21 protein-coding genes and 2 rRNA genes (1 of these 23 only partly in view) are annotated in these 26,552 nt (G+C 39.9%); 2 read left to right on the forward strand and 21 right to left on the reverse strand.

The features are described 5' to 3' along the window. The 14 genes from IGI46_RS01470 to pth all read right to left on the reverse strand — a co-directional run. Window positions 1-812 (reverse strand): 23S ribosomal RNA (locus IGI46_RS01470); it reaches 2,100 nt to the left of the window's first position. A gap of 252 nt (window positions 813-1,064) precedes the next feature. Continuing rightward, window positions 1,065-2,623: ribosomal RNA gene (locus IGI46_RS01475) — 16S ribosomal RNA — on the reverse strand. Together the 16S and 23S rRNA genes form the textbook arrangement of a ribosomal RNA operon. Before the next feature lie 519 nt (window positions 2,624-3,142). Next, window positions 3,143-4,606 carry a lysine--tRNA ligase gene (lysS, locus tag IGI46_RS01480; protein ID WP_429964994.1) on the reverse strand — a complete coding sequence of 488 codons (1,464 nt, stop codon included), beginning with the start codon at window positions 4,604-4,606 and terminating at the stop codon, window positions 3,143-3,145. Window positions 4,607-4,726: 120 nt separating this feature from the next. Continuing rightward, window positions 4,727-5,734, reverse strand: a complete 1,008-nt coding sequence (dusB, locus tag IGI46_RS01485) for a tRNA dihydrouridine synthase DusB (protein WP_429964556.1) — start codon at window positions 5,732-5,734, stop codon at window positions 4,727-4,729. 1 nt (window position 5,735) lies between these two features. Further along, a complete protein-coding gene (gene hslO, locus IGI46_RS01490; RefSeq protein ID WP_429964557.1) occupies window positions 5,736-6,623 on the reverse strand; it encodes an Hsp33 family molecular chaperone HslO in 888 nt (295 codons plus the stop codon). A 154-nt stretch (window positions 6,624-6,777) separates the two neighbouring features. Beyond that, the gene (gene ftsH / locus IGI46_RS01495) at window positions 6,778-8,853 is read right to left on the reverse strand and encodes an ATP-dependent zinc metalloprotease FtsH (protein ID WP_207701533.1); all 2,076 of its coding nucleotides are present in this window, start codon (window positions 8,851-8,853) and stop codon (window positions 6,778-6,780) included. Between the two features lie 85 nt (window positions 8,854-8,938). After that, the gene (gene hpt, locus IGI46_RS01500) at window positions 8,939-9,484 is read right to left on the reverse strand and encodes a hypoxanthine phosphoribosyltransferase (protein ID WP_429964558.1); all 546 of its coding nucleotides are present in this window, start codon (window positions 9,482-9,484) and stop codon (window positions 8,939-8,941) included. Window positions 9,485-9,496: 12 nt separating this feature from the next. Continuing rightward, entirely contained in the window at window positions 9,497-10,837 is a 1,341-nt protein-coding gene (tilS, locus tag IGI46_RS01505; RefSeq protein WP_429964559.1) for a tRNA lysidine(34) synthetase TilS, read from the reverse strand. A 59-nt stretch (window positions 10,838-10,896) separates the two neighbouring features. After that, window positions 10,897-11,340, reverse strand: a complete 444-nt coding sequence (locus IGI46_RS01510) for a S1 domain-containing RNA-binding protein (RefSeq protein WP_207701536.1) — start codon at window positions 11,338-11,340, stop codon at window positions 10,897-10,899. Window positions 11,341-11,385: 45 nt separating this feature from the next. Next, window positions 11,386-11,811, reverse strand: a complete 426-nt coding sequence (locus IGI46_RS01515) for an FtsB family cell division protein (protein ID WP_207701537.1) — start codon at window positions 11,809-11,811, stop codon at window positions 11,386-11,388. A 76-nt stretch (window positions 11,812-11,887) separates the two neighbouring features. Continuing rightward, entirely contained in the window at window positions 11,888-12,157 is a 270-nt protein-coding gene (locus IGI46_RS01520; RefSeq protein ID WP_207671819.1) for an RNA-binding S4 domain-containing protein, read from the reverse strand. A 4-nt stretch (window positions 12,158-12,161) separates the two neighbouring features. After that, window positions 12,162-13,751, reverse strand: coding sequence for a putative polysaccharide biosynthesis protein (locus tag IGI46_RS01525; protein ID WP_429964995.1), 1,590 nt, complete (start codon window positions 13,749-13,751; stop codon window positions 12,162-12,164). A 12-nt stretch (window positions 13,752-13,763) separates the two neighbouring features. Then, on the reverse strand, window positions 13,764-17,276 hold the full coding sequence (gene mfd / locus IGI46_RS01530; RefSeq protein WP_429972687.1) for a transcription-repair coupling factor: 3,513 nt from the start codon (window positions 17,274-17,276) through the stop codon (window positions 13,764-13,766). A gap of 15 nt (window positions 17,277-17,291) precedes the next feature. Continuing rightward, window positions 17,292-17,849 carry an aminoacyl-tRNA hydrolase gene (gene pth / locus IGI46_RS01535; protein ID WP_207701539.1) on the reverse strand — a complete coding sequence of 186 codons (558 nt, stop codon included), beginning with the start codon at window positions 17,847-17,849 and terminating at the stop codon, window positions 17,292-17,294. Between the two features lie 303 nt (window positions 17,850-18,152). On the opposite strand from pth, the gene IGI46_RS01540 reads away from it, so the two are divergent. Both IGI46_RS01540 and IGI46_RS01545 read left to right on the forward strand, forming a co-directional pair. After that, window positions 18,153-19,136 carry an L-lactate dehydrogenase gene (locus tag IGI46_RS01540; RefSeq protein ID WP_429964996.1) on the forward strand — a complete coding sequence of 328 codons (984 nt, stop codon included), beginning with the start codon at window positions 18,153-18,155 and terminating at the stop codon, window positions 19,134-19,136. Window positions 19,137-19,282: 146 nt separating this feature from the next. Next, window positions 19,283-20,689, forward strand: a complete 1,407-nt coding sequence (locus IGI46_RS01545; RefSeq protein WP_429964561.1) for a L,D-transpeptidase family protein — start codon at window positions 19,283-19,285, stop codon at window positions 20,687-20,689. Between the two features lie 41 nt (window positions 20,690-20,730). Here IGI46_RS01545 and IGI46_RS01550 read toward each other — a convergent pair whose 3' ends face one another. The 7 genes from IGI46_RS01550 to rpe form a co-directional block, all read right to left on the reverse strand. After that, window positions 20,731-21,453, reverse strand: a complete 723-nt coding sequence (locus IGI46_RS01550; protein ID WP_429964562.1) for a YebC/PmpR family DNA-binding transcriptional regulator — start codon at window positions 21,451-21,453, stop codon at window positions 20,731-20,733. Between the two features lie 80 nt (window positions 21,454-21,533). Further along, complete coding sequence (locus IGI46_RS01555) at window positions 21,534-22,037, reverse strand: VanZ family protein (protein WP_429964563.1); 504 nt, start codon at window positions 22,035-22,037, stop codon at window positions 21,534-21,536. 64 nt (window positions 22,038-22,101) lie between these two features. Then, on the reverse strand, window positions 22,102-23,499 hold the full coding sequence (locus tag IGI46_RS01560; protein WP_429972688.1) for a PcsB-like coiled-coil domain-containing protein: 1,398 nt from the start codon (window positions 23,497-23,499) through the stop codon (window positions 22,102-22,104). A gap of 206 nt (window positions 23,500-23,705) precedes the next feature. Next, the gene (mreD, locus tag IGI46_RS01565; protein ID WP_207701543.1) at window positions 23,706-24,230 is read right to left on the reverse strand and encodes a rod shape-determining protein MreD; all 525 of its coding nucleotides are present in this window, start codon (window positions 24,228-24,230) and stop codon (window positions 23,706-23,708) included. After that, window positions 24,227-25,087, reverse strand: coding sequence for a rod shape-determining protein MreC (gene mreC, locus IGI46_RS01570; RefSeq protein ID WP_207701544.1), 861 nt, complete (start codon window positions 25,085-25,087; stop codon window positions 24,227-24,229). The genes mreD and mreC overlap by 4 nt, the downstream gene beginning before the upstream one ends. Before the next feature lie 154 nt (window positions 25,088-25,241). Then, a complete protein-coding gene (locus IGI46_RS01575; RefSeq protein ID WP_429964565.1) occupies window positions 25,242-25,880 on the reverse strand; it encodes a thiamine diphosphokinase in 639 nt (212 codons plus the stop codon). Beyond that, window positions 25,880-26,530 (reverse strand): ribulose-phosphate 3-epimerase, encoded by a 651-nt coding sequence (gene rpe, locus IGI46_RS01580; RefSeq protein ID WP_207701546.1) that lies wholly within the window; start codon window positions 26,528-26,530, stop codon window positions 25,880-25,882. Before rpe ends, IGI46_RS01575 begins: the two co-directional genes overlap by 1 nt. Between the last annotated feature and the right edge of the window lie 22 nt (window positions 26,531-26,552).

The raw sequence follows: 26,552 nt of genomic DNA on the forward strand, positions 1-26,552 counted from the left end.
ACCCACACCTCATCCCCGCACTTTTCAACGTACGTGGGTTCGGTCCTCCAGTGCGTTTTACCGCACCTTCAACCTGGACATGGGTAGATCACATGGTTTCGGGTCTACGACCACTTACTCATTCGCCCATTTCAGACTCGCTTTCGCTGCGGCTCCGTCTTTTCGACTTAACCTCGCAAGTAATCGTAACTCGCCGGTTCATTCTACAAAAGGCACGCCATCACCCATTAACGGGCTTTGACTTGTTGTAGGCACACGGTTTCAGGATCTATTTCACTCCCCTTCCGGGGTGCTTTTCACCTTTCCCTCACGGTACTGGTTCACTATCGGTCACTAGGGAGTATTTAGCCTTGGGAGATGGTCCTCCCGGATTCCGACGGAATTCCTCGTGTTCCGCCGTACTCAGGATCCTCCTAGGTGCTATCCAAATTTCATCTACGGGGCTTTTACCCTCTCTCGCAGACTTTTCCAAGTCCTTCGATTATTTGAATAAACTACCATATCGGAGTCCTACAACCCCAAGATGCAAGCATCTTGGTTTGGGCTTTTCCCGTTTCGCTCGCCGCTACTCAGGGAATCGAATTTTCTTTCTCTTCCTGCAGGTACTTAGATGTTTCAGTTCTCTGCGTCTACCTCTAATCAGCTATGTATTCACTGAAAAGTAACATCCTATCAAAGATGTTGGGTTTCCCCATTCGGAAATCTCCGGATCAAAGCTTACTTACAGCTCCCCGAAGCATATCGGTGTTAGTCCCGTCCTTCATCGGCTCCTAGTGCCAAGGCATCCACCGTGCGCCCTTATTCACTTAACCTTATCAACCTTACGGTTGGTTCTTGATCTTCTCTTCTAGCGATAGAAGTCCGATCAATAAAAAAGCAATTGAACGATTAAAAACTCATTCAACGCGGTGTTTTTTCTCGGTTTGTTTGTTTATTTTCTGTATCCAGTTTTCAATGAACGAAATGTTTTGAGAGTAAACCTCTCAAAACTGAACGAATAAAAACAAGCCTGTGTAGTCTTCCGTAACGCTAGGCTGCATTGCTGCATCCTAGCTTATCCTTAGAAAGGAGGTGATCCAGCCGCACCTTCCGATACGGCTACCTTGTTACGACTTCACCCCAATCATCTATCCCACCTTAGGCGGCTGGCTCCAAAAGGTTACCTCACCGACTTCGGGTGTTACAAACTCTCGTGGTGTGACGGGCGGTGTGTACAAGGCCCGGGAACGTATTCACCGCGGCGTGCTGATCCGCGATTACTAGCGATTCCGGCTTCATGTAGGCGAGTTGCAGCCTACAATCCGAACTGAGAGAAGCTTTAAGAGATTAGCTTAGCCTCGCGACTTCGCGACTCGTTGTACTTCCCATTGTAGCACGTGTGTAGCCCAGGTCATAAGGGGCATGATGATTTGACGTCATCCCCACCTTCCTCCGGTTTGTCACCGGCAGTCTCGCTAGAGTGCCCAACTAAATGATGGCAACTAACAATAAGGGTTGCGCTCGTTGCGGGACTTAACCCAACATCTCACGACACGAGCTGACGACAACCATGCACCACCTGTCACTTTGCCCCCGAAGGGGAAGCTCTATCTCTAGAGTGGTCAAAGGATGTCAAGACCTGGTAAGGTTCTTCGCGTTGCTTCGAATTAAACCACATGCTCCACCGCTTGTGCGGGCCCCCGTCAATTCCTTTGAGTTTCAACCTTGCGGTCGTACTCCCCAGGCGGAGTGCTTAATGCGTTAGCTGCAGCACTGAAGGGCGGAAACCCTCCAACACTTAGCACTCATCGTTTACGGCGTGGACTACCAGGGTATCTAATCCTGTTTGCTCCCCACGCTTTCGAGCCTCAGCGTCAGTTACAGACCAGAGAGCCGCCTTCGCCACTGGTGTTCCTCCATATATCTACGCATTTCACCGCTACACATGGAATTCCACTCTCCTCTTCTGCACTCAAGTTTCCCAGTTTCCAATGACCCTCCCCGGTTGAGCCGGGGGCTTTCACATCAGACTTAAGAAACCGCCTGCGCTCGCTTTACGCCCAATAAATCCGGACAACGCTTGCCACCTACGTATTACCGCGGCTGCTGGCACGTAGTTAGCCGTGGCTTTCTGGTTAGATACCGTCAAGGGGTGAACTTTTTACTCTCACCCTTGTTCTTCTCTAACAACAGAGTTTTACGATCCGAAAACCTTCTTCACTCACGCGGCGTTGCTCGGTCAGACTTTCGTCCATTGCCGAAGATTCCCTACTGCTGCCTCCCGTAGGAGTTTGGGCCGTGTCTCAGTCCCAATGTGGCCGATCACCCTCTCAGGTCGGCTATGCATCGTTGCCTTGGTGAGCCGTTACCTCACCAACTAGCTAATGCACCGCGGGTCCATCCTCGAGTGACGCAAAAGCGCCTTTCAAAAGAAAACCATGCGGTTTTCTTTGTTATGCGGTATTAGCACCTGTTTCCAAGTGTTATCCCCCGCTCGAGGGTAGGTTACCCACGTGTTACTCACCCGTTCGCCACTCCTTTTCTTCCGGTGGAGCAAGCTCCGGTGGAAGAAAAAGCGTTCGACTTGCATGTATTAGGCACGCCGCCAGCGTTCGTCCTGAGCCAGGATCAAACTCTCATAAAAAGTGTTTGAAACAGTCTTGCGACTGTTAAGCTCAATTTAAAAATTGATTCGCTAGCAATTGCTTGCTATGTTGTTTGCTTCTATAATAATAGAAGCGCCCTACACATTTGGTTTGTTTTATTCGTTCAGTTTTCAAAGGTCTACTTGATAAAATCAACTGTTTCTTGTTGCATCAGCAACTCTTAAATCTTATCAGGTTGCCAACTCAATGTCAACAACTTTCTAAACTTTTTTCGATGAAGTTTTTTAGATTTGTTTGAGTCATTCAGATGCGACTTTGATAGAATAACTGATTTACAGTCATCTGTCAACGACTTTTTTATTTTTTTTTTGAACGTATATTGTTCGTTTTGGAACAATACATAATATACCAACATAATTGGCTCTGGTCAACGAAAAACGCAACTTTTTTTAACTTTTTTTCATAAACGACCGTTACTACTATTTAACTTGATATTCGTTCGTAAATAACAAAAAAATAACTGATCTACTCGCTTACAAGTAAATCAGTTAAATTTTTTAGCGCATTGTAGGAAATAGTAAAACGTCACGAATTGATTGCACATCTGTTAAAAGCATAACTAGGCGATCAATTCCAATTCCCAAACCTCCAGTAGGTGGCATTCCATATTCTAAAGCTTCAAGAAAGTCTTCATCTACACCGTGAGCCTCGTCATTCCCCTGCTCTTTTTCTTTTTCTTGTGCTTCAAAACGTTTTCTTTGATCAATTGGATCATTTAACTCTGTAAAAGCATTAGCAAACTCGCGCCCCACAATAAACAATTCAAAACGATCAGTGAAACGTGGATCTTCGTCATTTTTCTTAGCCAGTGGTGAGACTTCTACCGGATGACCATACACAAAAGTCGGTTGTTCCAAAGTCTCTTCAACAAAGGTTTCAAAAAATTCATTGAGGATATGTCCAACTTCCATATTTTCATTGATTTCGACGTTATGCTCTTTCGCTGCAGCTCGTGCCTCATCAATTGACATCTCTTTCCAAAAATCTACACCTGTTCGCTCCTTAACCGCATCTACCATGTGAATCCGTTTGAACTCACTACCCAAATCAATTGATGCTCCGTCATAGGTAATTGTTGTTTCATTTAAAACATTTTTGGCTGCATCACGAATAATGCCTTCAGTCAGGTTCATAATATCTTGATAATCAGTGTAAGCAGTATATACTTCCATCATCGTAAACTCTGGATTGTGAGTAGTATCAATCCCCTCATTACGGAAAACACGCCCAATTTCATAAACTTTTTCCATACCGCCGACAATCAGTCTTTTCAGATGTAATTCTAAAGCGATACGCAAATAAAGATCTATATCTAATGCATTATGGTGTGTAATAAATGGACGCGCAGTAGCTCCACCAGCTTCATTGTGCAAAACTGGAGTTTCTACTTCAATATAACCTAGACCATCTAAATAGCGTCGAATTTGGCTAATAATTTGACTCCGTCTCATAAAACGATCAAAACTTTCACGGTTGCTAATCAAATCTAAATAGCGTTGGCGATACCGCTGTTCTACATTCGTCAATCCATGATATTTTTCAGGCATTGGACGTAAAGACTTTGTGAGTAATGTAATTTCTTTTGCTTTGATTGAGACCTCACCTGTGTTTGTCTTCATTACTTCACCGCTAACACCAAAAAAATCACCTAAATCTGCACGTTTAAATACTTCGTAATTTTCATCTCCAACTTCGTCTTTACGAACATAAATTTGAATCTGACCCTCACGATCTTGCAAATGTGCAAATCCTGCTTTTCCTTTACCCCGTTTGGTCATCATTCGACCTGCAACACTAGCAGTTAATGCCAACTCATGCAATTCTTCTTTTGTGTTGCTGTCATATTTTTCATGTAATTCTTGTGAATTTGCTGTACGCTCATAGCGTTTCCCAAATGGATCCATGCCTTCTTCGCGAATAGCCTCCATTTTTTCGCGGCGGACACGCATTTGATCATTCATTTCCGCTAAGCTGTTTTGTTCATCAGTCACGAATTTTCCTCCTTTAATGTAGGTACTCTTCCTTATAATGCCAATCTATCCATAAAAAATCAAGCCGAATAGAGAATTCGGCTTGAAAGATTAACTAATTTTTTGCTTTGCTTCTAGCGATTCCACTAATTGGTCTAAAATATTCACAATCACTTGTTTCTCTTCTGTTTGATTAATCGCCACTTTTACTTTAGCTGCACGTGAAATTCCTTTTAGATAGTAGCTCGCATGTTGACGGAACTCACGGCAGGCAATTTTCTCACCTTTCAAATCTGCTAAACGTGCTAAATGTAATTTCGCAGTATTAATTTTTTCCCTTGGTGTTGGTTCATCAATTAATTCACCAGTTTCTAGATAATGTTGCGTGCGATGAATCATCCATGGATTCCCTAGCGCAGCACGTCCGATCATTACGCCATCTGCACCCACCTCTTCAATCATGCGTTTTGCATCCTCAGGTGTTCGAACATCCCCATTCCCAATAAAGGGAATGGTCAATTGATTTGCAACATTTGTCAATATATCCCAATCAGCACGACCTTCATACATTTGAACCCTTGTACGACCATGCATCGCTATCGCTGAAGCCCCTGCACTTTGCGCAGCGAGGGCGTTCTCAGTAGCGAAAACATGTTTACTATCCCAACCGATGCGCATTTTGACAGTAACCGGAATATCAACAGCTGAAGAAACCGCGTGCACCATTTCATAGACTTTGTCCGGATCTAGCAACCATTTGGCTCCAGCTTCGGCTTTAATAACCTTATTAACAGGGCATCCCATATTGATATCAATTATATCTGCTTTCGTATTCTCTTGTACAAAAAGCGCCGCTTCAACCAATGATTCTTTACTTCCACCAAAGATTTGTATACTCAAGGGATGCTCTCTTTCATCGATGTACAGCATATCTAACGTTTTTTTATTGCGAAAATGAATACCTTGATCGCTGATCATTTCACAAACAACTAAACCAGCTCCAAACTCTTTAACAGTCACACGAAATGCAGCATTTGTAATACCAGCCATTGGCGCTACTACAATTCGATTGGGTATTTCTACGTTACCGATTTTCCAGGTTCCGTTTAACGGCTTCACTCTATTTTTCCCCCATTGCTTCTCGTTTTAATTCCATGAGATCTGCTTCACTGTATTCATATTTATTATTACAGAAAGCACAAACTGCTTCAGCACCATGATCTTCATCAACCATTGCTTGAATTTCATCAGGCCCTAAGCTAATTATCGCTGCTCCAAATTTTTCTTTTGAACAATCGCATTTAAACCGGACAGGCATCTTTTCCAGAAACTCTATATCATTAGTCCCCAAAAGTCCTTGCAGAATTTCTTCTGGCGTTTGACCTTGATCTAACAGAGAGGAAATTCGAGCAGTTTCTTTTAATTGTTCTTCAATTTGATCGATCACTTCATCATTAGCACCAGGCATAATCTGAATCATAAATCCACCAGCCGTTTTAATCGAATCATCTGTATCAACTAATACTGACACCCCAACAGCAGAAGGTGTTTGTTCAGAGACAGCTAAATAGTAGGTGAAATCTTCACCAATTTCTCCAGAAACAATTGGCGTCTGACCAGAGAAAGGTTCCTTTAAACCCAAATCCTTAATAACAGTAAACATCCCTTCGTTTCCTACCGCTCCACGAACATCAATCTTGCCAACTTCATTTAATGGCAAACTAAGATGCGGATTTTTAATATAACCTTTCACATCTCCCTTGCCATTACTGTCAACAATAATTCCACCAGCAGGTCCATTACCATTTATCTTTACCGTTAATTTGTCATCACCTTTTAAGGTAGCACCCAACATTAGTGCTCCAATCATTGTACGACCTAGCGCTGCTGACGCAGTATTCCAAGTATCATGACGGCGCTGCATCTCAGCAACTGTCTCCGTTGCATCTACTGCGTAAGCCCGCACAAAGCCTCCATAAGCTAACGCTTTTACTAAATAATCAGTCATTTCTTTTTCTCCTTATCCTTGTTGCTGCCTTTCCTATAGACAATCTTACTCGTGATTGCATCATACTAGGACTTACACTTTTTTTCAACTTCCCAGTACCACTTTAAAAGAAATACAAAAAAGCATGCCAGCTAAGGCATGCTTCTCTCAAAAATTATTGTTCATTGTCGCTTGTATCGTCAGGTGATTCGATTGGTTCATCATCGCCATTTGGATCATTATGTTTCTTTTCATCCAGAGCTTGCTTTTCAGCATCTTTTTCTTCTAACGCACGTTTTGCTTCCTCAAAAGTTTGGGCTTGAGTTCTTTCGCTAGGATAAAGGCTACCTTGTCCTTCTGGCATTTGACCAGTTTCAAACAATGACTTAATTGCTTTAGCATCTAAAGTTTCAAATTCTAATAGTTTTTCAGCAATTAATTTGTGTTGTTCACGATGTTCTTCAATAATCTGACGAGCCTTATCGTGAGCCTCCATCAAAATCTTACGAACTTCCTGATCAATTTCAAAAGCTACTTGTTCAGAATAGGCCTTAGTTTGACCGTAATCCCGACCAACGAACACTTGGTGATTGCCTTCATATTGAACTGGTCCAAGCTTATCACTCATTCCATATTCCGTCACCATACTTCGAGCCAAAGCAGTAGCTTGTTCAAAGTCATTAGAAGCACCCGTTGTTTGAGCATCAAACACGATTTCTTCGGCAGTACGTCCACCTAGTAAACCAACAATTTGTTCAAACATATCTTCTTTAGACATCAACATTTGATCCTCTTTTGGCAAGGCGATCATGTAACCGCCGGCGCGTCCTCGAGGAATAATGGTTACTTTGTGAACAACACGAGCGCGATTCAAGACCATACCAATAATGGTGTGTCCTGCTTCATGATAAGCCACCATTTCACGTTCATGCTTACTAATAACTCGGTCTTTCTTAGCAGGTCCTGCAATTACGCGATCTTCTGCTTCGTCCACGTCTGAAGCATCAATTTTCTTCTTATTACGACGAGCAGCAACTAATGCTGCTTCATTCAAGACATTCTCTAAATCTGCACCAGCAAAACCTGGCGTTTGTTGTGCAACAACCTTCAAATCAACGTCATCTGCCAATGGTTTGTTACGAGAATGCACTCGTAGAATGGCTTCACGCCCTTTGACGTCAGGTCGACCAACTAAAATTTGACGGTCAAAACGCCCTGGGCGCAACAGTGCTGGGTCTAATACATCTGAACGGTTCGTTGCAGCAACAACAATAACACCTTCATTGCCATCAAATCCATCCATTTCAACTAATAATTGATTCAAAGTTTGTTCACGTTCATCGTGACCGCCGCCCATGCCAGCTCCACGTTGACGACCGACAGCATCAATTTCATCAATAAAGATGATCGCAGGTGCATTTTTCTTCGCAGTTTCAAACAAGTCACGGACACGGCTTGCACCGACCCCAACAAACATCTCCACAAAATCAGAACCAGAGATTGAATAGAATGGGACCCCTGCTTCACCAGCTACTGCTTTTGCAAGTAAGGTTTTACCTGTTCCGGGAGGTCCTTCCAACAGTACACCTGCTGGAATACGAGCGCCCAATTCAACGAAGCGTCGTGGATCTTTTAGGAATTCTACTACTTCTACTAATTCTTGTTTCTCTTCTTCTGCACCGGCTACATCGGAGAAGCGTACACGATTGGCTTTCTTGTCAGCTTCTTTAGCTTTTGACTTGCCAAAGTTCATGACACGGCCATTGCCGCCACCGCCGCCACCTTGTTGACCCATGATCATGTAAAAGAAGAAAACCATCAGTAAGATCGGTAAGAAGCTCACAAGTAAGGTTACCCACATGCCACTGCTGGATTCCTCTTGCACTTCTGTTTTGATTCCATTTTCGCTAGCAAGTTTAGTCACTTCACTTAATGTAGAATCATTTGGCAATACAATAGTACTAAAATGTGTAGTTGAACTTTCAGTTGAACCAATGATGTTCAAACCACCAGTATTAGCTACTTCTTGCTGTTCATTGTATTCCCCAGTGATTTTATAAACCCCACTCGCTGGCTGAATTCTGAATTCTTTGATTTTTCCTTCTTTTAGCTGTTCAGTGAAAGTGGAATACTCGATATCTGGCGATTGGGTACGATTGTCTCCAAAAAGGAAATACACAACCATGACCATAGCCAAGATGACGAGGATATAATAGAGAGCATTTTTAGCCCCCTTTGGGTTTTTATTCATACGTTTCCTCCTCGTATTGTTGCTTTCTTAAAATTTTATCAATCCTGACCTTTATAGTATATCATAATGTGAATTGTTCCTGTCACTAATTTGATTGATAAACTTCAGGTTTCAAAATACCGACATATGGCAAATTACGATAAATTTCAGCATAATCCAAGCCATATCCTACTACAAATTCATTTGGCACATTAAAACCAATATAGTCAGCTTCAATATCAACAATACGACCTTCCGGTTTATCTAACAGTGTAACAATTTTTACTGATTTGGCTTTGCGGTATTTAAACAATTCAACCAAATAATGAAGTGTACGGCCGCTGTCGATGATGTCTTCTACAATCAACAAATCGCGTCCTTCAACATTCGTATCCAAATCTTTGATGATCTTTACCTCACCTGAGGAAACTGTTTGATTTCCATAGCTCGATACATCCATGAAATCTAATTCCAAATAAGTGTCGATCTCACGAACAATGTCCGCCATGAACGGAACAGCCCCTTTTAAAATACCAACCACTAATGGATTTTTGTCTACATAATCCTTCGTTAATTCTTTGCCTAATTCAGCACAACGTTGTTGAATTTCAGCCCGATCTATTAAGACTCTTTCAATATCCTTTCCTTGCATGAGAGGCTCCTTTCAATGATACAAATAATAGTCCAGTATGTAGTGTATTCTATCAGTTTCATTCCCAATACTCAAATAGGAATTAACAAAGGGGATGACGCTTAGAACTTCTCCTCCAGCGTCCGTGACGACCCACGCTTGCTCTCTTTTATTTCGAGGGATTTTTTCATCGATAAAATAACGACTAACCTTTTTTCTTAAATTTTCAGCAAGCTGAATTCGATCACCCGGTTCTCTTCTTCTTACAATCAAAGGCAATCGAACCATTGTTGGGAGAACTGCAGAATAGTCCCCATTTCGTTCAATACTTCCATCCTTTTTTAAGACTAACTGCTCATTGGGAGATAATTCTATAGTTTCGTTACTATTCAATGAATAGATTTCTTGAATAGTAACGTTCTCTTTGGCTATCGTATATGTTTGATAACTGGCGGAGAACTGCCACTTCTCTCCTAAATCCATACTCCATTGAGCTTCTCCATTACTGAATAAATGGACCAATTGGAAAAGCTGTCGTTGTGAGACCACCAATTGAGTCTCCTGGTAAATTTCTTCAAATAAGAAAGCCAAAAAATAATAACGTAAACCCTCTTCAGATGGTAAATCCTTTTGTATAAAACGCCATCGTTGTTTTTGGTAAACAACATTGTTTAAATTTTCTTTTAGAGCGCCTCGCAGTCCATCTTCTGCCCACGTTAACTGCTGCTGAAATTGTTGACTATGTTCTAAAAGTTTTGGATTTTCCTCTTTCAATACAGGCAACACTTGATGTCTAATACGATTTCTAGCATACCGTAAAGTAGCGTTACTTGAATCCTCAAAATAGGGAACTTCTTCTTTTAAAGCATAATTAACTAGCATTTGCTTTGAAAAAGATAATAACGGCCTAAATAATGTTCCATCACCAAATGAACGTCTCCGCTGCATCCCTGCGTGGCTTAATAAACTTCCACCTCGAGTAAAACGCATCAACATCGTTTCAATTTGATCGTCTCCATGATGAGCCGTTAAAAGCAATGGAAAACCCGCTTCTTTCATCACTTCGGCAAAAAAGGTGTAGCGAAAATCACGAGCTTTAACTTCAATACCTGATTCAGGTAGCGTCTCCCATTTTTTTTCATAAAATTCGTGGTGATGCTCGTAGCAATAGTTTTTCAAAAAAATCGCTTCTTTAGCAGATTCCTTTCTTAATTGATGATTCACGTGAGCTACACCAATCTTCAAACCAGTACGTGTGCTCAATTTTTCTAACAATCGTAAAAGAACCATAGAATCTACCCCAGTAGAAACTGCCACTAAAATTCGTTCTACCGTTTGAAGTTCAGGATTACGTTGCAAAAACTTCTGTTCCATTTCGTCTCTCCTATTGAAAAAAGCTGAAATTCACGATGAATTTCAGCTAATCACTTAATTTAGTTGCGTCGACCGCCTCGGCCGCCACGTTTGCCTTCTGTATTACGCTTTAAGGATGATAAACGATCATCGCTATCCTTTAAAAAGGAACTCATCAATGTATCGAAGTCTTCTTTTTTGTTCTTTGAAAAATTCCCCTTTGGTTGCGGACGAGTTGGACGACTTTCACGTTTTTCTCGGACAAAGGGTTTCTTTTCAGGTTGCGGTTGATCTTGGGCTTTACGAATAGACAAACCAACTTTTCCATCATTACCTACAGAGGTAACTTTTACTGTCACTTCATCGCCTACAGATAATACATCATGGATGTCTTTAACAAATCCATTGGAAATTTCACTGATATGGACTAAGCCTGTTTTCCCTTCCCCTAAATCGATAAACGCACCAAAATTGGTGATACCGGACACTTTTCCTTGCAGCTTAGCTCCTACTTCGATTGACATAAAAAGATTGTTCCTCCTATTTTTTTACCTATTTATTAAAACCGCTTATTCCGCAGTTTCTGACTTTACAATTTCGTCGGATGACGATTTTTGTGCAGTTTTGTCTTGGTCAGGCAAAACAAACACTAATTCACCATCTTTGGAATAATAATAGCGGCTACGCGCTAATTTAGCAACATAATCGTCATCTTGCAACAAAGAAACATCCTGTTTCAAGGTTGATACCTGTTGATCAAGCTTTGCAGATTCTGCTTCTGTTTTAGCTTGAATCGCTTTTAGCTCAGTTAAATGCTGATGCTCACCAAATAATTGAACGCCCATAATAATGAAAACAAACGCAGCTATCAAAAAAAGTGCAGTTAAACGACGACGTTTGAAAATCAATTGGCGCTGTTGCTTTTGAAACTTTTTATATTGTTCTTTAGCATAAGGCGTATCTAGTGCGGCTACCTTCAGCTTTTTTTCACCCATTTCGTCAAGCTCCTCTTTTCTTGAGTTTCTTTCCTATTATAGCAATTTCAAATTCTAATGTCTATTTGAAATAACCTTAATTAAGGTTATTTTCAACTCTTGTTTCTTGAATAATCTCATACATTCCAGCAGCGTCTTCTTTTTTAGTCGACTCATGCAACGCAGCTACCTTTGCTTCCATAATTTTATTCCCAAATTGAACACGTATGACATCACCAATTTTGACATCAGTTGAAGATTTAGCTAGCTTTCCATTTACTTGAATCCGTCCTTTGTCAGCTACTTCTTTCGCTACCGAACGTCGTTTAATAATTCTTGAGATTTTCAAAAATTTGTCTAAGCGCATAAATTTATTTTCCTCTCCACTTTAATCGTAATATTTTCGAACCCATTGGAAGCATTAACCATTCTCTAGTTGTTAGCAGTTTCAAACGAATTGATAAAAATAAGAACATGCTAGCACCAATTAATACCCCCAGTAAGGCAACAAACAAGGCTTGACTGCGATGTTGAACTGGATTACCTAATACTGATAACACTGTGTAATAACCAAATAAACTGATTACCATACCGCCCAAACAAACAGTTAACTTCTTTCCAAATTTTCTTTCCTTTAAATAGTTGGTTATTGCCGAATCACTGCCACGGTGCAAAACAATTAAAGCGACAGTCAATCCCGCTAAAGTAGCAATACTTGCTCCCACCGTTCCCCACACTCGAGTGAATAAATTGGTTGTTAAAACTTTCAATAATAGGCCCCAGCCTGCAGCCTGTAGTGAAATTTGATACCGGTTCTGACTCTGTGCGATACTTTGATAGCTTTGGATCATCGCCATCAAGAAAATGGAAAAAACAAACAAAACTAGTGTGAGATTCCCTGAATAATCTTTAAATAAGGCAAAGTTTACATATGGGAGCAACAATACTAGGCCTAATGATGCAGCGGCAGCCACCCCACAAGTCAACCTTAGGAATATTTGGCTAGATTTGATGAACAAGCGACGGTCATGTTTAGCTAAATAGCGGGTTAAAACCGGTAAGAAACTAGAACTCAGAGCTAACGCTGCAACCAATCCTAATTGAACCAGAGGCTGTCCACGATCGTAAACTCCTTTAGCAACCTTGGCTCCGTATTCAGTAAGCCCCGAGTCAACCAGCGCTTTTTTTATTGTAAAAGAATCAATTAGCTGAAACAAGATAAGATAGCCACTGTAAACAGTCATTAAACCGCCCTCTAAAATGAGTCTCTTTATGAGAGTCTTAGACCGATCAGTAATTTTAAGAAAAACGATTGGGGTACTAGTCCCTAATACTTTACGACGATAATACTGCAAAATTAAAACAGCCGCTGCTCCACCAGCTAAAGCGCCTGCCATAGCAACGGTTCCGGTATGGTAAACATTCCAATGAAACTGTTGAAAAGACCAGGCTGCTATTAAAATAACCCCCACTCGAATTAATTGCTCAACTACTTGCGAAACAGCAGTAGGAACCATCATTAATTTCCCTTGGAATTCACCACGGGTTATTGACAATAGAGGCATTAATACAAAAGTAAAGGATACGACTTGGATGAGCGAGGCTAACCTTGCGTCACCCATTCCATTAGCAATTTGACGACTTCCAAAAAAAGTAATTGCCCATAATATTAATCCTAAACCGGTAACTAATGGAAATAGCTCAGTAAGGGCGGCCCGCTGCTCTCTAGGTCCATTTTTCTCAGCTACATATTTTGAAATAAACTGCGGCAATCCTGAAAGTGCCAAGGTCATGGCAATCCCATAAATAGGATACACCTGCTGATAAACGTAAAAGCCTTCATCTCCAGCCAGATTTTGATAAGGTACGCGATAAATGGCACTTAAAATTTTTGCAACAAAGGAAGCTGCAGTCAGCACAAAAGCACCACGCATCATGACTTTCATTTCTTTGTTAGCCAGTGCCATCAGCTCCTAATCCTTGTATTTTTGTTCACGCAGCGCCTTAACAAATTTCGTTAATTCTCGCAACCAAACTGCCTGATCCATTTTAGGTTGTATGACCAGCTTAATGACCATCTTCTCTTTCTCAACACCTAAAGTAGCTTTCAATTTCGTAGCACTCAAGGCTTCAAACAATTGTTCTACTGCATAAGCTTTGGTTCCCACCTTACTTAATGTGATAATTAATTGTTGATCACGTTTAGCAATACTTTCAATGAGTGCGCGATCACCATCCATTTTCACTTGTCCAACGTTCAGTAAATTGGCTACTTCATCTGGGTAATCACCAAAGCGGTCAACCAAGTCAGCCTCCACCTCATCCAGCATTTCCCGACTTTCCAACTCGCGAATTCGTTTGTAAATCTCAATTTTTTGTCGCTCATCTTCAATGTAAGTTCCCGGAATATATGCATCGATACCTATATTGATTTCAACTGAAGTTCGTTCAGTCTGCGTATTCTTTCCTTGCTTACGATCAACAGCCTCTGTCAACATTTGAGAATACATATCAAACCCAACCGCATCGATAAAGCCATGTTGCTGTGCCCCCAATAGATTTCCGGCACCTCGAATAGATAAATCACGCATCGCAATTTTAAAGCCAGAACCTAGTTCGGTAAAATCCTTAATGGCTTGCAATCGTTTTTCGCTAACTTCGTTTAATATTTTCTGTGGTTCATACATAAAATACGAATAGGCAATTCGATTGCTCCGACCAACCCGTCCTCTTAGTTGATATAAGGTAGACAAGCCCATATAATCAGCATTTTCTACAAATAATGTATTTACATTGGGGATATCTACCCCTGTTTCAATAATCGTAGTAGTCACTAAAACATCATATTGACCCTCAATGAAATCCAGCAAAGTATTTTCCAGTTGAACCTCCGTCATTTGTCCATGAGCAAACCCTATCCGAGCGTCCGGCACAAGCATTTGCAATTCTTCAACTTTGCGTTCAATTGTTTCGACTCGATTATATAGATAAAAAACTTGCCCACCACGAGCCATTTCGCGCTCAATTGCCTCACGAATAGCTCCTGGATTAGTTTCCATGACATAAGTTTGAATAGGATAACGATTTTCTGGGGGTGTTTCAATTACTGATAGATCACGAACGCCTAGCATAGACATGTGCAAGGTACGAGGAATCGGCGTTGCAGTCAGTGTCAATACATCTACTTGAGAGCGCAATTGTTTCAGTCGCTCCTTGTGTTTTACACCGAAACGTTGTTCTTCATCTATTATCAACAAACCTAAATCAGCAAATTTCAAATCCTGTGAAAGAATACGGTGGGTTCCTACTACTATATCTACTTGACCTGTGCGTAATTGTTCAATCGTTTCCTGCTGCTGCTTTTTCGTTCTAAAGCGGCTGAGCATAGCAACTTTAACAGGGAAATTTTCAAACCGTTCAATCATTGTATCATAATGCTGTTGAGCTAAAATCGTAGTTGGAACTAAAAAGGCAACTTGTTTATTTTCCTTAATTGCTTTAAAAGCTGCTCGTAGTGCTACTTCAGTTTTCCCAAATCCAACATCTCCGACTAGCAGACGATCCATTGGCCGCGGCTTTTCCATATCATGCTTGATTTCAGCTGAGCTGCGCAATTGGTCATCTGTTTCAGTATACGGAAATGCATCTTCAAATTCTTTTTGATACTCATCATCTGGCCCAAAAGCATACCCACGTTCGGCTTCCCGTTTAGCATATAACTCAATTAAATCATCTGCAATATCTTCAATCTTTTGTGAAACTTTACGTTTTGTTTTACTCCACTCACTGCCACCTAATTTATTGATTTTAGGTGGTTTTGCTTCTGATGCAACATATTTTTGGATTAGATTTAATTGCGTAACCGGAATAAACAATTTATCATCTTTTTGATAGAGAATAGTCATGTAATCTTGATGGACACCATCAATTTCTATAGTTTCCATACCAATGTATTTACCAATACCATGATTTGCATGAACTACATAATCGCCAGCTTTTAATTCGTTATAACTCTTTAATCGTTCCGCATTGGAAATAGTTTGACGACGAGCGCGCTTTTTAGTGACTTTCTGGAAAATTTCGCGTTCAGTTACAACAACGACATGATCTTGCGGCAATTCAAAACCAGAGGATAAATTTCCTTCAATAATTTGTGTTTTTCCAATTAATAATTGATCACTCTTCGATTGAACAGCTTGGATTTCCGCATCTTGAAATTCCTGTATCAGTTTTTCTTGACGTTCTTGATCTGAAACAACAAATATGACCGTTTGCTGCTGCTTTTGCCAACGATCCACTTCTGTTTTCAACAAAGGAATCTGACCAAAAAATTGCTGCATCGAACGATACTGAAACGCATGAATAGCTTCAAATCTTAAATTACCCATGCCTTTTTGGAAAAGTGAAAAGAAAGACGAAACCAAACTTGTCTTTTTAAGTAGACTGTTCAGATCAAGTCCAAAGTGCTGCTCGGAAAAGACTCGAAGCTCAGCTAATTTTTGTGTATGCCACTCAGCTTCCTCCCGCTCCATTTCACGATTGGTCTCCATAATTCGACCGTAGTCATCGATAAATAGCCAAGCACTGCTATCTACATATTGCAGTAGAGAAGTTTCTCCCCCATACATCAAATCGGTATAATAGCGTGCTTCTTCTGTTGGAATTCCATCTTTCCATGAAGCCATTAATTGGCCATAGTAATCCTTTAAAAACGTTTGATCCGCTTTTTCTTTGGTAACAGCTAAGCGATTTTCTAATAACTGACTTACCTTCTCAATCCCACGGTCCAAATCAGTTTGATCAAATACTAATTCGGTCGTCGGGCCAATCCATATCTCTTCTAAATTGATAACTGAACGTTGCGTATCAGCCTCAAAGTAGCGGATAGAATCAACTTCTATATCAAATAATTCCACTCGAATCGGATAACTCGTAGTAAGAGGGTAAATATCGACGATGCTTCCACGCATACTAAATTCACCTGGTTTGCCTACCATCGATTGACGTTCGTACCCCATCAAAACCAACTGTTGAGCTAAATTCTGTAAATCAATTTCACTTCCGATTTGCCAGTGCAGCTGGTTGTTTTGCCAAGTTGTTGGTGCTGGTAGATATTTGCGTAAAGCTGCTGAGGGCACAACATAAATACCTTTTTTTCCTTGACTTAAGGCTGTTAAAGTTTCGACACGCTCTGCTCGTGCCTCGGGTGAAGAAAAAGCCATCTCAGCAGATAGCACCTCATCAACTGGAAAAAGATACACATCATCCATAACTTGACGCAATTCTTCTGCCAACTGGTTGCTATAATAGAGATTTGGAACGACTATAATAATCTGTCGCTGATATTTCTCATAGGCTCCAGCCATTACCAAAGCCTTTGCAGAACCAGATAACCCAACTAACAATTGGCGCTTTGCTTGTTGTTCTAACTGCTCATGCCACTGTTTGATTAGTGGTGTATGATTAATTATTTCAATTAAATTCATGGCTGAACCACCTCCTTAATTAAATCGATTCATGGTTTGAATGAAATCATTACTTTCAATAAAGAACTCTGCAGCCTCCGCTGCTCGATCCACACAAGCCAAAATTTCTGGTTGCTCCTCTTTTGAGAACGTACTTAAAACATGATTAACAACCGTTTTTCCATTTGGTCGACCGATACCAATTTTGATCCGGTTGAATTCTTGACTATTCAAATGAGAAATAATACTCTTTATTCCATTATGCCCACCAGCGCTTCCTTTTTGACGCAAGCGCAGTTTGCCAAACGCTAAATCCAAATCATCCTGAATAACCACTAGTTCTTCTGGATAAACACCAAAATAAGTCATTAAAGGCCCCACAGCCCTTCCTGACTCATTCATAAATGTTAATGGTTTCACTAAAAGAATTTTTTCGCCATTTACGAAAAAATCCGCCACCTCTGCCTCAAATGTATGTTTCCTAAATGTTGCTCCATGTTGCTTTGCTAATAAATCAACGGCCATAAAGCCAACATTATGTTTTGTACTTTCGTATTTTTTCCCTGGATTTCCCAGGCCTACTATCATTTTCATTCTTTTTCCTTTCACCTTAAGCATGACAAAATGCTGGACTGCCAAAAGGCGGTCCAGTGTTCCTACATAGTATAACACAAAATAAACTGTAATGGTCAATTCCTACTTTTAAGACTTGTTAAAAGTTAGGCATTTCATTAAGAACTCTCATTTTACTGTTCCCTTTCGTCTCATCCTTTAAACCGTTTTCCACTATAACAACGATTAGAACTGTATTAGTTTTGAGCGAAATACGTGACAAAATTTACAAATCAATGGTATGATATCAACGATAAAACAAATAAAGGAAGGGACTGGTACACAATGACTGCAGCTGCAGGAAATGTTAAAACCCATCAAAAAGTAATTTTAGTCGGAGACGGTGCCGTAGGATCAAGTTACGCGTTCGCTTTAGTTAACCAAAATATCGCCCAAGAAATCGGTATTATCGATATCGATAAAAATAGAACTGAAGGAGATGCAATTGATTTATCTCATGCATTAGCTTTCACTTCACCCAAGAAAATTTACTCAGCTTCTTATGACGATGCCCATGATGCTGATCTAGTGGTTATCACAGCTGGAGCTCCACAAAAACCAGGCGAAACTCGTTTGGATCTGGTAAACAAAAATTTACGGATCAATAAGAGTATTGTTGAACAAATAGTGGCTTCTGGTTTCAACGGAATTTTCTTAGTTGCCGCTAATCCAGTAGATATTTTGACTTATTCTACTTGGAAGTTTTCGGGCTTCCCTAAAGAACGTGTTATCGGTTCAGGGACTTCATTAGATACAGCCCGATTCCGTCAAGCAATTTCTGAATTAGTTAATGTTGACCCTCGTAACGTTCATGCTTACATTTTAGGCGAACATGGAGATTCAGAATTCCCGGTATGGTCACATGCTAATGTAGCCGGTTTACAAATTTACGAGTGGGTTAAGGATAATCCCGAAGTAGATGAAGAAGCATTAGTGAACCTCTTCTTCGGTGTACGCGACGCAGCTTATGAAATTATCGAGAAAAAAGGAGCAACATTTTATGGTATTGCTGTTGCCTTAGCTCGTATCACTCGTGCTATTTTAAATGACGAAAGTGCTGTTTTCCCATTGTCTGTCTATTTAGAAGGACAATACGGACAAAGTGATATCTATATTGGTGCACCAGCAGTTGTTAATGCAAAAGGCGTCCAAAATATCATTGAAATTCCATTGACTGACGCAGAAAAAGATAAAATGAATGCTTCTGCTAGTCAATTAAAAGAAGTTATGGATAAAGCCTTTGCCGAATTAGATAGCGAAAGTAAATAGAAGCATTAAAAATACCGTGAGAGAATTTCTCATGGTATTTTTAAATATTTTTTATAAAGTGTACGAGAAAGCTCGCTTTTTGCTTGTTCTGTGGTATATTTGTTATCGATATACCATCTATTCTGTGAATTTAAGGAGTTATTTCGATGCGAAGATCTGATAGAAAGCGTTCCCGTTCCAAAGCAGGCTTAATTATCGTACTTGGTATTCTTGTACTACTAGTTGCGGGTTATGCCTTCCGTAGTACATATTTTAGTAGTCGATTTTTACCTAATACGGTAGTCAATGGTGTTGAGATTGAAAATCTCACCGTAGTGGACGCGAACAAAAAAATGGAAAAAGCTTTGTCTGACTCACCATTCGTCATTCAAATCGACGGTAAAAATTGGAAAGAAATCAATCGGCAAGACCTAGGATGGACAACAGATTATGCGGATGAATTAACTTCTATTAAAGAATCGCAAAATCCGTTTAGTTGGGGTATGCAATTGGTATCAGCTGCTGAAACAAAAGATGTAGCTGGCAATACATTAGATGAAAATGAATTGAATGCTATCAAGGAACAGGTGAAGGTCGAACTAGCTCAAGTAAACGGACCACGCACACCAACGGAAAATGCAACGATTAAACAAACGGATTCTGGTTTTGAGATTGTTGCTGAAAAACAAGGTTCTGTTATTGATGTTGATGCTGCCGCTAATGCATTTGCAGAAGCTGTTTCAACTGGCAAACATACAATCAGCATGAATGAATATTTAGCAAAACCAACGATTAAAAAAGATGATTCGCAATTGAAGAAATCATTGGAAGAAATGAATAAAGTTGCTAAAGTAAAAGCGACGTATGCTATTAATGGCAATACGTTTGATATTCCTTCTGATAAAATTCAAGACTGGCTAACGGTTGATCAAGAAGGTAAGCTTACTTTAGACCCAGAGAAAGTGACCGCCTATGTGACTGAACTTGGCCAAACTTACAACACAAAAACACAACCAACTAAATTTAATAGTACCCGTCGTGGTGAAGTGGAAGTTCCTGCTGGCAGTTACAGTTGGTCAATTAATACTGCTGATGAAACTGCAGCATTGTCTGAACAAATCCTTCAAGGAAAAGATTTTACACGTTCTCCAATTGTTGAAGGTGCTACAACAGATTCAGGTAAAGCTCTGATTGGCAACACTTATGTGGAGGTTGATTTACAAAACCAACACATGTGGGTTTACAAAGATGGCAACGTTGCATTAGAAACTGATATCGTCAGCGGGAAACCTTCTTCACCTACTCCTCCAGGGGTAAACTATGTATGGAGCAAGGAAACCAATACTACTTTACGTGGCTTCAACGATGATGGCAGTAAATATGCCAGTCCTGTAAAATACTGGATGCCAATTGATTGGACTGGAGTTGGAATTCATGATTCTGATTGGCAGCCTGCTTATGGTGGAAACTTATGGCAAACAGTTGGATCACATGGTTGTATCAATACTCCACCAGGGGTAATGGGACAAGTATTTGAACTAGTTGATTTAGGAACACCTGTATTAGTCTTTTAATTCAAAAACCGTTTGGAAAATTTCCAAACGGTTTTTTTACGTTATTCAGCAGAAGTAAATACTTCTGAAACATCCTCATCATCCTCTAATTTATCCACTAGATGTTCCAACTGTTGCTTTTGCTGTTCGTCTAATTTTATAGTTATTTGAGGAATCATTGTCAGCTCTGCTTGAGCTAGCGTGAACCCCTCTGCTTCTAATTGGTCGCGAACATTAGTGAAATCTTCAGGTGATGTATAGATTTCAAAAAATTCTGGCGAGGTTACCATATCTTCCGCTCCAGAATCTATTACCTTTTCTAACATTTCCTCCTCGTTTATTAAAATAGTTTTGCGTTCGATTACAATATAGCCTTGTCTATCAAACATATAGTTAACTGAACCCGTCTCACCCAAATTCCCACCATTTCGAGTAAACGCTACTCGCACATTAGTTGCTGTTCGATTACGATTATCTGTTAAAGCACGTACTAAAATCGCTACACCACCCGGACCATAACCTTCATAAGTGATCTCATCATAGTGTTCCCCTTCACCTAAAGCAGTAGCCTTTTTTATTGCCCGCATCATATTGTCGTTGGGCATATTTGCACTTTTTGCTTTATCCATTACTAAGCGTAGTGCAGGATTTATGTTCGAGTCGGGACCACCGGCTTTGGCAGCCATATAAATTTCACGAGAAATTTTTTGGAATATTTTCCCCCGCTTTGCATCCTGTGCATTTTTTCGACCTTGAATGTTGTTCCATTTGCTGTGTCCTGACATGGTATCTCCCCCTAGCTATTTTGTTGAAGCGCTACTATCATTTTTATCTTTAAAAAATCGTTCGTCAAGGAAAAGAAGGGCTATCGTTTTTTCAGTACTTTAGTGTAAAGAATAATCAATAAGCAAGCTGTTAATGCTCCAGTTGAATCCAACATTACATCTTGAAACAATGGAGTTCTTCCGCCAGTCAGCATTTGATGAAACTCATCCATAGCTGCATAACCTGTCGCTGAAAACCAAGCAAAAAATCCCGCAAGTAAAACTTGCTTTTGCTTCATTTTTGGTTGTAATCCCAGAAACAAGCTTCCTCCCAAAATAAAGTAGCTTCCAAAATGAGCTTCTTTGCGGATGAAGAATTCAACAAACTTTGAATAACCTAACGCTGGAATGCTTACTTTACTCCCTGCATAGGTAAAAGAAATAGAAGATAATATTCCTCTTAATGGCTCTCCACCCAATAGTCGATCCAACAATGATACTTGACTTTGCTGCTCATACGTCATAGAAGAACTAATAAATAAAATAAGGATCATAGCAAAGGCTATTCCTAAGTACAAATTTCCATTTTTACTATGTTTCTTCATTTCACTGCCTCCAAAATAAAAACCGATACGAATTTCTTCGTACCGGTCAACAAATTTTAATTGATTACATACGAACCGCAAAACTTGGTGCGAAGTATGCATATGAAGAAGTTGTAACTGTTTGTCCTGGTGCAGGAGCATGTACGTATTGACCGCCACCTAAAGCAATCGCAACATGATACGTTCCACCATGACCACCCCAGAATAACAAGTCACCTGGTTGCGCTTGATCGATTGAAATTGTTGTTCCAGCAGATTCTTGAGGAACAGTCCATCCACCAATTTCACGTCCAGCAGCTACACGATATACGTAGCTGGTAAATCCTGAGCAATCGAATGATTCAGGCCCTTTAGCCCCCCATACATATGGTTTACCAATGTGTTTCATTGCTTCAGCTACTATTGCCGAACCATTACCAGATGGTGCTGGTGTTGGAGTCGGTGTTGGAACTACTGGTGCTGGCGTTGGATCAGGAGTTGGTGCTGGTGTAGGTGTTCCTGTACCGCCATTGTTTCCATTTTCATTAGGAGCTGGTGCTGGTGTTTCTGAACTATTTGGTGTTTCTTGTGTACTTGATTGTGTTGTTTGTTCTTCAGTCGAAGGAGTAGTTGTTGTTGATTCTACTGTGCTTGATTCTGAACTTGCAACTTCACTTGAAGCAACTGTTTTTGCAGCTTGTTTAGCAGCTTCTTCATCAGCTTTACGTTGTGCTTCAGCCTCAGCTTGGGCAGCAGCCTGAGCTTCTGCAGCTTTACGTGCTTCTTCTTGAATACGAGCTTGTTCAGCTTCTGCTTCTGCTTTTTGCTGTTGCAAAGCAGATTTTTCGCTTTCAGCAGTTGCTTGTTCAGCGGCTAATGAAACTTTTTGAACATTTAGGTCAGCCTGTTTAGCAATTAGTTCACCTTTTTGGCCTTCTAATTGTGATTGGTTAGCAGCAATTTGTTCAATTTGTTTTTGGTTTTCAGCCTCTTTTTGTTCAACTTCTTGTTTATCAGCTTTTTGTTGTTCAACTAAGTCATTGTTAGCTTTCACGATAGTACTCATTGCTTGTACTCGACCTACAGCATCGCTAAATGATTCAGCGTTCAAAACAACATCAATTACATTTGAAGTGCTTTGTTTTACTTGAACGTCACGTGCTTGCTCTTGAATTGCTTTTGAACGTTTTTCAATTCGCTCTTGCAATGCACTGATTTGTTTTTGTAGATCTTCTGATTTTTGACGTAATGTCGTTTGTTCATTTAATAGGTCTTGTGCCTTTGTATTGATTGCAGCAACTTCATTTTCTAAAGAACCGATTTGAGATTCTGCAGTTACTTGTTGGTCTTGTAAATTAGAAATTTTCGCATCTTGATCAGCAATTTTATTATCGAATTCATCGGCTGAAGCTGCGGCTGGAGCTGCTAGTGCGCTTAATGTTACTGAACATACCATTAATGCTGATAACAAACTTTTTTTCACTCTTATATCCTCCGACTACTTTTACGTTTTTAGTTTATGAATTTTATTAGACTTTTTTTCTAACACATTGATGAGTTTACCATAGCTGTATGTCATGCGTATAATAGCATTGTTACAAAACCATTTCATTTTCGTTCTAATTAAAATAGTTTCTGTCACAATAAAAAAACAGGAGCCTCAGACTCCTGTTTTCAGTAAAATTTCATTTATTCTAAGCTAGCATTTTTTTGGATTAAGACTTTCCTTAAGGGGAAAATCAAGAGGATGAACAGCAAAATATTCATTCCTAGTGTTGGCCCCAAGAAACGCGTGACAAATAACTGGTTGTTGACATGAGCAAGTTGAAAGGCCATTTGCAGCAATGTACTACCCAACTCAAAAAAAGTTACAAAGATGATCATTGAAAAAAATAGAGTTAGCATACTCTGATGGATAACCCTACCAAACAGATAGATTAATGCCGCTGTCAAAGGTAAAATAACCGCATAGATACCTATTACACCGATATAATATAAGTCATACAAAACGCCTATGACTAACATCGTACCAATCGCGAATCGTTTATCTAAAACTTCAGAAACAACTAACAAAACCAAAATCATGATGTGAGCATTCATTTGGTAGTCGTCGCTGAAAAAAAGTGTAAATAAACGATTAACATGCGCATCCAGCAACATAAAGATAAATAATAACAGCGGGGCAACATACTTTAAATAACCCTTCTCAATCATTCACCCGCCTCCACCATCCGTTGCACAATCGTCACAACAGAGATATCGTACATTTGAGCATATGGCTTGATATAAACTTCTCTTTCTACACCAAAGCTGTTTGTTTTAACTTCTGCAACTGTACCTACTGGTAAATTTGCTGGTGAATTCCCACCTAACCCAGAAGTTTGGACAACATCGCCTTCTTTGATGTCTTTTTCTTTGGTAACTTTAGTGGCAACTAACTGTTGTTTCTTTTCATCATAGCTGGTCAAAATACCAAAGGAATTACCAGAATCAGAAGTGATCTTTAAAGGAAAATGATTGGTACTTTTGTTATCAGACGTAAGCAACTCTACTTTAGACGTATGCGTATTTACCTCAACGACGCGACCAATTAAGCCCTTTTGTGACATTACAGCCATATTTCCTTCTATACCATCTGCACTTCCCTTATCAACTATAAGCATATCTTGCCAAGTATCTGGCGAACGAGTAATCACATTGGCAGTTACTTTTTGAAAGCTGGTTAACGTTTGATTCAACGACAGCTCCTCTTTCAATTGTTCAATTTCTCTTTCATGATTTTCATTTTCTAACGCTACTTCGTCATATTGATCAATTTTGCTTTTCAATTGCTCATTTTCTTCATAGGCATTGATCAAATTAGATACTGCTGACGTTCCGCCAGTTATCCAGCGACCTGGCGCAGTAATGGCTTTGTCCACTACTCCTACAGTATCATTAATCATGGATTGTACAATATTAGTTTTTCCTTCACGAGCACGATTTGCTGCGGTAATCGAAATTGTCGCGATAACAATAATAACTAAAATCAGTAGGATAATGATATTTTTATTTGGATTAAACTTTCTCACAAAGGCACCTCGGGACATAATAAGATACTCTAAATTCTACCACTAACCGTCAGCTTAAAAAAGCAACGAGGCGCGATTTTAGAGAATTTTAGCAACTAAAAAAGTCAGCAGCGCAAATTGTAATTTTTTTGCTTTCTGCTGACTCAGTATTTACTTAATCTTTACTTTGTACTACTGCAACAACACCCGTTTTAAAGCTTATTATTGCTTCGCTTTGTAAAAACTCATTACTGGCTAAACTAGTAGGCTGTAAAATTTCAACATGATCCAGTGGGTACTTTACATCCTGCAATGTCAAAGCTGAAATAGGTGTTAAACAACAATAACCCAGATATTTCATACCCGATTCCTTAATTACTACATGCTCACCAGCTGTCAGATAACTAACTGTATTTGTTTGGTCCTTCAATTGAAATTGTTGAAGGAAAGGCTGAAATCTAGGTTCTACACCTAACCATATATTGGCTAATAGGTGATCTAATCGCCCACCCGTAGCACCAATGATTGTTACTTTAGCAGAGGGATAGCGTTCAAAAGTCTTAACTAGTGCTAATTGCGTATCTGTGTCATCTTTTTCAGCAGGTGATTCAGCTATTTCCCCAACTGAATCAAAAACAAGTTTACGCTCTTGAGCGGACAAAGAATCGAAATCACCTACTGCTAAATCAGGATGAATGCCTTCGTCCAATAAATAGAGAGTTCCACGATCTATACCAACGAAAAAATCAAAATCTGACACTTGAAAATCCGGCCATTTCTGGGGATTCCCACCCGCAACCAATAGAATATTCATTAATTTAAAACTTCCCGCAATGCCTCAATTCGTGCTTCCGGATCTTCGGATCCATAGATATACGAACCTGCTACAAATACATCTGCACCAGCTTCACGACACTTAGCAGCTGTTTCTGGTACAATACCTCCATCAACCTCAATTTCATAGTGATAACCATTATCTTTTCGCAACTGATCCAGCTCCGCAATTTTTTCAACAGTTTCTTCGATAAACGATTGACCACCAAATCCTGGATTTACTGTCATCACCAAGATTTGATCAATTTGAGGTAACACATATTTAATTGATTCTACTGGCGTTCCTGGGTTCAATACTACTCCCGCTTTTACTCCTGCTTGTTTGATCATTTGAACGGCACGATGAATGTGCGGAGTTGCTTCAACGTGGGCCATAATAATATCTGATCCAGCTTTAGCAAAATCTTCAATATACTTTTCTGGTGCATCAATCATTAAATGAACGTCCAACGGCAGTTTAGTAATTGGGCGCAATGAGGCTACTACACTAGGTCCAAAGGTAATGTTCGGTACAAAGTTTCCATCCATTACATCAATATGAATATAATCGACACCTGCTGCTTCAACCATCTTTACTTCTTCACCTAGACGTGCAAAGTCCGCACTTAAAATTGATGGGGCAATTTTCATTTTATTCTACTCCTTTTTCTTA

The organism is Enterococcus sp. AZ163, from assembly GCF_050498925.1.
Classification (GTDB): domain Bacteria; phylum Bacillota; class Bacilli; order Lactobacillales; family Enterococcaceae; genus Enterococcus_A; species Enterococcus_A ferrettii.